Origin of the sequence: Burkholderia sp. Bp9015 (assembly GCF_003853505.1) — a bacterium.
Classification (GTDB): Bacteria; Pseudomonadota; Gammaproteobacteria; order Burkholderiales; family Burkholderiaceae; genus Burkholderia.
Genome location: NZ_QTPZ01000024.1, coordinates 117,275 through 124,299 on the forward strand (window position 1 = coordinate 117,275; position 7,025 = coordinate 124,299).

Consider the following 7,025-nt stretch of genomic DNA (forward strand, 5'->3'; position numbering starts at 1 on the left):
CATCGAGACGAGGCAGCCCGACCGGTTTTGGCCGGTCGGGCTGTTTTTTCGAGGGCCGCGCATGATCGCTGTTCCGGAGCGCCCTCGTGCCGTAGCCGGTATCAGCCCTTGCGCTTGTCGATGACGCGTCGCGCCTTGCCGACCGAGCGCTCGATTCCGTTCACGGGCAATACGTTGATGACAGCCGTCACGCCGATCAGCGACTTGATGTCGTGTGCGAGCGCCTGTCTGGCCGCGTGGATCGCGGCCGTGTCCGGCGCCGTTTCGGGACACGGCTCGACATTGAGCGTCAGCACGTCGAGCGGACCTTCCTTCGTCAGCACGATCTGATAGTGCGGTGCCAGCGCGCGCTGCTTCAGCAGCTGTTCCTCGATCTGCGTCGGGAAGACGTTGACACCCCGCACGATCATCATGTCGTCCGAGCGCCCGGTGATCTTTTCCATCCGGCGCATCGTGCGCGCGGTGCCGGGCAGCAGGCGCGTGAGGTCGCGGGTGCGATAGCGGATGATCGGCAGCGCTTCCTTGGTCAGCGACGTGAAGACCAGCTCGCCGAGTTCACCGTCCGGCAGCACTTCGCCGGTTTCGGGGTCGATGATTTCCGGGTAGAAGTAGTCTTCCCAGATGGTCGGGCCGTCTTTGGTCTCGACGCATTCCGACGCGACGCCCGGGCCCATCACTTCGGACAGCCCATAGATGTCGACCGCGTCGATGCCCATCCGCTGCTCGATGGCCACGCGCATGTCGTTCGTCCACGGTTCCGCGCCGAAGATGCCGATGCGCAGCGAACTCTGCGCGGGATCGAGACCCTGGCGCTCGATCTCGTCGGCGATCGACAGCATGTAGCTTGGCGTCACCATGATGATGTCGGGCCGGAAATCCTGGATCAGCTGCACCTGCTTCTCGGTCTGGCCGCCGCCGAACGGGATTACGGTGAGCCCTGCGCGTTCGGCGCCGTAGTGTGCGCCGAGCCCGCCGGTGAACAAACCGTAGCCGTAGCTGACGTGAACCTTGTCGCCGCGCCGCGCGCCGGCCGCGCGGATCGAGCGTGCGACGAGATTCGCCCACGTATCGATGTCGCGCGCCGTATAGCCGACGACGGTCGGCTTGCCGGTCGTGCCCGACGACGCGTGAATGCGCGAGATCTGGTCCTGCGGCACCGCGAACATGCCGAACGGGTAGCTGTCGCGCAGGTCGCTCTTGGTCGTGAACGGGAAGCGCGACAGATCCGTGAGTGTCTTCAGGTCGTCGGGATGCACGCCCGCTTCGTCGAATTTGCGGCGATAGACGGGGGAGTGCTCATACGCATGCCGGAGCGACCATTTCAGGCGTTCGAGCTGTAACGCGGTCAGCTCGTCGCGTGAAGCGGTCTCGATCGGCTCGAGCGGTAGCGGGGTAGTCATGCCTGTCTCCAGTGATTGTTATGAGCGAGCCGTGGACGTCAGCGGTCTTCCGGGAGGACCGTGCCCTTGATCTGGGCCGATTTGCCGCGAAACATCGCGACCGTTTCGCCTGTCTGGTTCGTGACGCGGATGTCGTAGACGCCATGCCGGCCGCTGCGTGTCTGCTCGATCGCCTCGGCCGTCAGCAGGTCGTCGCCGTAGACGGGGCGCAGGTATTCGATCGAGCAGCCCGCGGCAACGGTATTCAGGTTGTACGAGTTGCACGCGAACGCGAACGTCGAATCGGCGAGCGTGAAGATGATGCCGCCGTGGCAGGTCTGGTGCCCGTTCAGGAATTCCGGCCGTACGCGCATCTGCAGGCGTGCGTAGCCGGCGCGCACTTCGGCGATTTCCATGCCGAACGCGCGGCTGCAGGCGTCCGCGTCGTACATGGCCCGTGCCGCCGCACGGGCGAGCGCATCGGGGTCGAGCGTGTCGGTGGGGGTGGTCATGTCAACGTCCCTCGAACCGCGGCGCGCGCTTCTCGATGAACGCCTTCACGCCTTCCGCGTAGTCGTACGACTGGCCGAGCTTGCGCTGCAGGTCACGCTCGAGGTCGAGCTGCTGGTCGAGCGTATTCGTGACGCTGTCGCGCATCGACTGCTTGATCGACGCGATCGCGAGCGTCGGTTGCTGCGCGAGCTGGTTGGCAACTTGACGGGCCGACGCGGCGAGCGCATCGTCGTCGACCGCGCGCCAGATCAAGCCCCATTGTTCGGCCTGTTCGGCGCCGAGCTTGTCGCCGGTCAGGGCGAGCCCCAGCGCGCGTGCCATGCCGACGCGTTGCGGCAGGAACCATGTGCCGCCCGAATCGGGCACGAGCCCGATCTTGACGAAGGCCTGGATGAAACTGCTCGAGCGCGCGGCGAACACGATGTCGCAGGCGAGCGCGAGATTCGCGCCGGCGCCGGCCGCCGTGCCGTTGACGGCGGCGATCACCGGAATCGGCATGCGTTGCAGGCGGCGGATCAGTGGATTGAAATGCTCGTCGATCAGCGTGCCGAGGTCGGTGGACGCGCCCGGCGTGAAGTCGAGGTCGGCCAGGTCCTGGCCTGCGCAGAAGCCGCGCCCCGCACCCGTCAGGATCAGCGCACGCGCGCCGGCCGTCTCGACTTCATCGAGTGCCGACTGCAATTCGCGGTGCATTGCCCGCGTGAAGCTGTTCAGCTTGTCCGGACGGTTGAGGGTGATCGTGGCCACGTGGGCAGCCTGATCGATATCCAGCTGGATCGCCTGATATGACATGCAGTGTCTCCTTCATGACTTCGTTATAGGCGCGCGGTGCGTCGGTTACACGCGTTCGATGGCGATCGCGATGCCCTGGCCGACGCCGATGCACATCGTACAGAGCGCAAAGCGGCCGGCCGTACGCTCGAGTTGATGAAGTGCCGTGGTCACGAGCCGGGCGCCCGATGCGCCGAGCGGGTGGCCGAGCGCGATCGCGCCGCCGTTCGGGTTCACGCGCGGATCGTCGTCGGCGATGCCGAGCATGCGCAGCACCGCGAGACCCTGCGACGCGAATGCCTCGTTCAGCTCGATCACGTCGAACTGGTCGATCGTCATCCCGAGCTGGCGCAACAGTTTCTGCGCGGCCGGCGCCGGGCCGATGCCCATCACGCGCGGCTCGACGCCGGCGGTCGCCATGCCGACGACGCGCGCACGGCGGCGCAGCCCGTATTGATCGGCGGCTTCCGCGTTGGCGAGCAGCACTGCGCATGCGCCGTCGTTGACGCCCGACGCGTTGCCGGCCGTCACCGAGCCGTCCGGGCGCACGACGCCCTTCAACTTCGCGAGCGCTTCGAGCGACGTTTCGCGCGGATGCTCGTCGACGGATACGACGAGCGCGTCGCCTTTCTTCTGCGGAATCGTCACCGGGACGATTTCCTCGGCGAGCGTGCCGTCCCGCTGCGCGCGCGCGGCTTTCTGCTGGCTGCGCAGCGCGAACAGGTCCTGGTCGGCGCGGCTGATGTCGTAGTCGACCGCGACGTTCTCGGCCGTCTCCGGCATCGAATCGACGCCGTATTGCTGTTTCATCAGCGGATTGACGAAACGCCAGCCGATCGTCGTGTCGAAAATGGCGGCCTGGCGCGCAAACGCGCTGGCGGCCTTGCCCATCACGAACGGCGCGCGCGTCATGCTTTCGACGCCGCCCGCGATCATCAAGCGTGCCTCGCCCGCCTTGATCGCGCGCGCGGCGGTGCCGACGGCGTCCATGCCCGAGCCGCACAGCCGGTTCAGCGTCGTGCCCGGCACGGCGGTCGGCAGGCCCGCAAGCAGCGCGGACATGCGCGCGACGTTGCGGTTGTCCTCGCCGGCCTGGTTCGCGCAGCCGTAGATCACGTCGTCGATGGCCGACCAGTCGACGTTGCGGTTGCGTTCGATCAGCGCCTTGAGCGGCACCGCGCCGAGATCGTCGGCACGAACGTCTTTCAGGGCGCCGCCGTAGCGGCCGATGGGGGTGCGAATCGCGTCGCAGATGTAGGCGTCGGTCATGGGTGTGTCGATGTGCAACGAACCCGCCGGTTGACGGATTCGTTCATGGTAGAGAACGTGGCGGCGTTTGCACGTCGGCCATTCGGGTTATGCCGTCTGGCCGGCTTCCGCAGGCACTGCCTTCGGCGCAACATGGACGCGGCTTTGCACCACGCGGAACCGATTGGCGACGAACGCCGGGTCGGCCAGCGCCGCGTTGGCGGCCGGGTTCGCGCCGGTGCCGTGGAAGTCGGAGAAGGCGGCCGACTGGTTGACGAACACGCCGCCCGTCAGGTTGATCGACAGCGCGACGCCGCCACGCACCGCCGCATCGTGCGCAGCGTCGAGGACCTTGTCGTCGGTGCTGTAGACGGACAGCGTCAATGCGCCATGTTCCGCGGCGATTTCGCCGGCGAGATCGAGCGACTGCGCGGTCGAGTCGGTCGCGATCACGAACGAGATCGGGCCGAACCATTCCTGCGTGAACTTCGCGCGGTCGGCCACGTCGAGTTGCAGCACGAGCGGCGTGCGCACGCGAGCGTCGGCGAACGCCGGGTGCTGGAGCGTCTGGCTGTCGGCGAGCACGCGGCCGAGCTTGCGCGCGTCGTCGATGCGCGCGGTCACGCCGTCGTTCTGGATCGCGCCGATCAGTTCGACCGAGCGCGCCGGGTCGCCGGTCAGCTTCTGCACGGAGACGGCGATGGCCTGTGCGACTTCGTCGAAGCTCGCATGACCGTCTGCCGTCCGGATGCCGTCGCGCGGCACATAGATGTTCTGCGGTGCCGTGCACATCTGGCCGGAGTACAGCGCCAGCGAGAACGCGATGTTCTTGGCTGCAGCCTTCAGGTCGTCGGTCGAGTCGATCACGATCTGGTTGACGCCTGCCTTCTCGGTATACACCTGTGCTTGGTGGGCATTGCGTTCGAGCCACGTGCCGTTTTGCGTGCTGCCCGTGAAGTCGATCAGCTTGATTTCAGGACGCAGCGCGAGGTCCTGCACGAGGGCGCCGTCGTTCGGCTCGGTCGCGAGGAGCGTGACGACGTTCGGATCGAAGCCGGCTTCGCGCAGCACGTCGCGGGCGATGCGGACCGTGATCGCGAGCGGCAGGATCGCGCCCGGATGGGGTTTGACGATCACCGTGTTGCCGGTCGCCAGGTCGGCGAACAGGCCCGGGTAGCCGTTCCAGGTCGGGAACGTGCAGCAGCCGAGCACGAGGCCGGTGCCGCGCGGGACGATCGTATAGCGCTTGTGCATCGCGAGCGGCGGGTTCTTGCCTTGCGGCTTCTCCCAGTGCGCATCGGCGGGGATGCGACGCAATTCGTCCCATGCGTAGGCGACCGCTTCGAGTGCGCGATCCTGCGCGTGCGGGCCGCCGGCCTGGAAGGCCATCATGAACGCCTGGCCCGTCGTGTGCATCACGCTGTAGGCAATCTCGAAGCTCGCACGATTCAGTCGCGCGAGAATTTCCAGGCTGATGCCGATCCAGGCGCTCGGGCCGGCTTCGCGCCATGCACGCTGGGCCGCGGCGGCCGCGGCAATCAGTTCGTCGGGCGTCGATTTCGGGTAGCGGATGTCCAGCGCGACCCCGTACGGCGACTGCTCCGCGCCGACGGTTCCGTCGGACGCCGGCTGGTCGAGCACGAACGTGTTGCCGAGGTGTGCTTTGAACGCCGCTTCGCCATCGGCGCTCGCGCTTTCCCCGTACACTTTGGGACTCGGCATTTCCGCGAACGGGCTCCAGTACCCGCGGCTCTCGATGGCGGCGAGGGCGTGTTTCAGCGTGTCTTCGTGCTTCGTGAACAGTGCATGGGTCATGACGGCGGCCTGATGGACGTTGAGAAGGGTTGGATCGATTAATTAACCGACCGGTTGGTCGGAGAATGGTAGCATCAAACTATTCGCATGTGCGAGGCGTTTCTCATTTCATTGATCGAGGAGAAATAGATGTCTTACGAGAACATCCTGGTGGAGACCCGGGGGCGAGTCGGGCTGGTCACGCTCAACCGTCCGAAGGCGCTGAATGCGCTGAACGATGCATTGATGGATGAATTGGGCGCTGCGCTGAAGGCGTTCGACGCGGACGACGAGATCGGCGCAATCGTCGTGACGGGGAGCGAGAAGGCGTTCGCGGCCGGGGCCGACATCGGCATGATGGCGACCTATTCCTATATGGATGTTTACCGCGGCGACTACATCACCCGTAACTGGGAGACCGTCCGCGAGATCCGCAAGCCGATCATCGCTGCCGTGGCGGGCTTCGCGCTCGGCGGTGGCTGCGAACTCGCGATGATGTGCGACATCATCTTCGCGGCGGAAACGGCCAAGTTCGGTCAACCCGAGATCAAGCTGGGCGTGATGCCTGGCGCAGGCGGTACGCAGCGCCTGCCGCGCGCGGTCTCGAAGGCGAAGGCCATGGACATGTGCCTGACCGCACGTTTCATGGATGCAGCCGAGGCGGAGCGGGCCGGGCTGGTGTCGCGTGTGCTGCCTGCCGACAAGCTGCTCGACGAGGCGATTGCCGCTGCGACGACGATCGCCGAGTTTTCGCTGCCGGCGGTCATGATGGTCAAGGAGTCGGTGAACCGCGCATACGAGACGACGCTGGCCGAGGGTGTCCATTTCGAGCGTCGACTGTTCCATTCGTTGTTCGCTACCGAAGATCAGAAGGAAGGGATGGCGGCATTCGTCGAGAAGCGGAAACCGGTATTCAAGAACCGTTGATTCGCCGGCGGCCGGGTGGAGCTTGGCGAGCGACGGGTGTCGGTCGCCGCCATGATCGCCTGGTGCAATGAACCCAAAGCCCCCGTGCGCGGCAGCGCACGGGGGCTTTTCAAAATATTTTCACAAAGGGGTTGCGGAGAGCGGGGCAGGTGCTTAGAATCACGCCTCTTTCGCGCTAACGGAAACGCGGCGCGGGAGAAGAAGGGAAGCGGTGCTGTCGGGCTGGTCGTAGCGGCCTCGGCGGTGCAAGAAGTTGAACCCCAGCCGTCGCAACGAAGTAGTTAAAAAGTTGTTGACGAACTGAAAAAAGCGGTTAATAATCTCGCTTCTCTGCTGCTGAAAACGCAGCGCTGCTGAGAAAGCCTCCGGGTCCTCGCAGAAATGCTCTTTAAA

The 7,025-nt window shown here is 65.6% G+C and carries 7 protein-coding genes; 1 reads left to right on the forward strand and 6 read right to left on the reverse strand.

The genetic code is table 11. From position 1 onward, the window contains the following. Positions 1–101: 101 nt before the first annotated feature. The 5 genes from paaK to paaN all read right to left on the reverse strand — a co-directional run bounded on the left by paaK (position 102) and on the right by paaN (position 5,726). On the reverse strand, positions 102–1,400 hold the full coding sequence (gene paaK, locus DIE12_RS24285; RefSeq protein ID WP_044845874.1) for a phenylacetate--CoA ligase PaaK: 1,299 nt from the start codon (positions 1,398–1,400) through the stop codon (positions 102–104). Positions 1,401–1,438: 38 nt separating this feature from the next. Then, positions 1,439–1,891, reverse strand: a complete 453-nt coding sequence (paaI, locus tag DIE12_RS24290; protein ID WP_185640997.1) for a hydroxyphenylacetyl-CoA thioesterase PaaI — start codon at positions 1,889–1,891, stop codon at positions 1,439–1,441. Position 1,892: 1 nt separating this feature from the next. Continuing rightward, entirely contained in the window at positions 1,893–2,684 is a 792-nt protein-coding gene (gene paaG / locus DIE12_RS24295; RefSeq protein WP_124487913.1) for a 2-(1,2-epoxy-1,2-dihydrophenyl)acetyl-CoA isomerase PaaG, read from the reverse strand. Positions 2,685–2,729: 45 nt separating this feature from the next. Continuing rightward, positions 2,730–3,932, reverse strand: a complete 1,203-nt coding sequence (pcaF, locus tag DIE12_RS24300) for a 3-oxoadipyl-CoA thiolase (RefSeq protein WP_124522167.1) — start codon at positions 3,930–3,932, stop codon at positions 2,730–2,732. Positions 3,933–4,019: 87 nt separating this feature from the next. After that, positions 4,020–5,726: a phenylacetic acid degradation protein PaaN gene (paaN, locus tag DIE12_RS24305; RefSeq protein WP_124522165.1), complete on the reverse strand. Its 1,707-nt coding sequence runs from the start codon at positions 5,724–5,726 to the stop codon at positions 4,020–4,022. 129 nt (positions 5,727–5,855) lie between these two features. Here paaN and DIE12_RS24310 point away from each other — a divergent pair, with 129 nt between their 5' ends. Next, positions 5,856–6,632, forward strand: a complete 777-nt coding sequence (locus DIE12_RS24310) for an enoyl-CoA hydratase (RefSeq protein WP_044845869.1) — start codon at positions 5,856–5,858, stop codon at positions 6,630–6,632. 159 nt (positions 6,633–6,791) lie between these two features. Here DIE12_RS24310 and DIE12_RS38185 read toward each other — a convergent pair. Continuing rightward, positions 6,792–7,025 (reverse strand): hypothetical protein (locus tag DIE12_RS38185; RefSeq protein ID WP_185640996.1); only part of this gene is annotated, 234 nt, incomplete at its 5' end.

What these genes read in the sequence shown, in the direction of transcription:
- paaK (WP_044845874.1), bottom strand. Translation starts at nt 1,400, where the DNA reads ATGACTACCCCGCTACCGCTCGAGCCGATCGAGACCGCTTCACGCGAC.
- paaI (WP_185640997.1), bottom strand. Translation starts at nt 1,891, where the DNA reads ATGACCACCCCCACCGACACGCTCGACCCCGATGCGCTCGCCCGTGCG.
- paaG (WP_124487913.1), bottom strand. Translation starts at nt 2,684, where the DNA reads ATGTCATATCAGGCGATCCAGCTGGATATCGATCAGGCTGCCCACGTG.
- pcaF (WP_124522167.1), bottom strand. Translation starts at nt 3,932, where the DNA reads ATGACCGACGCCTACATCTGCGACGCGATTCGCACCCCCATCGGCCGC.
- paaN (WP_124522165.1), bottom strand. Translation starts at nt 5,726, where the DNA reads ATGACCCATGCACTGTTCACGAAGCACGAAGACACGCTGAAACACGCC.
- DIE12_RS24310 (WP_044845869.1), top strand. Translation starts at nt 5,856, where the DNA reads ATGTCTTACGAGAACATCCTGGTGGAGACCCGGGGGCGAGTCGGGCTG.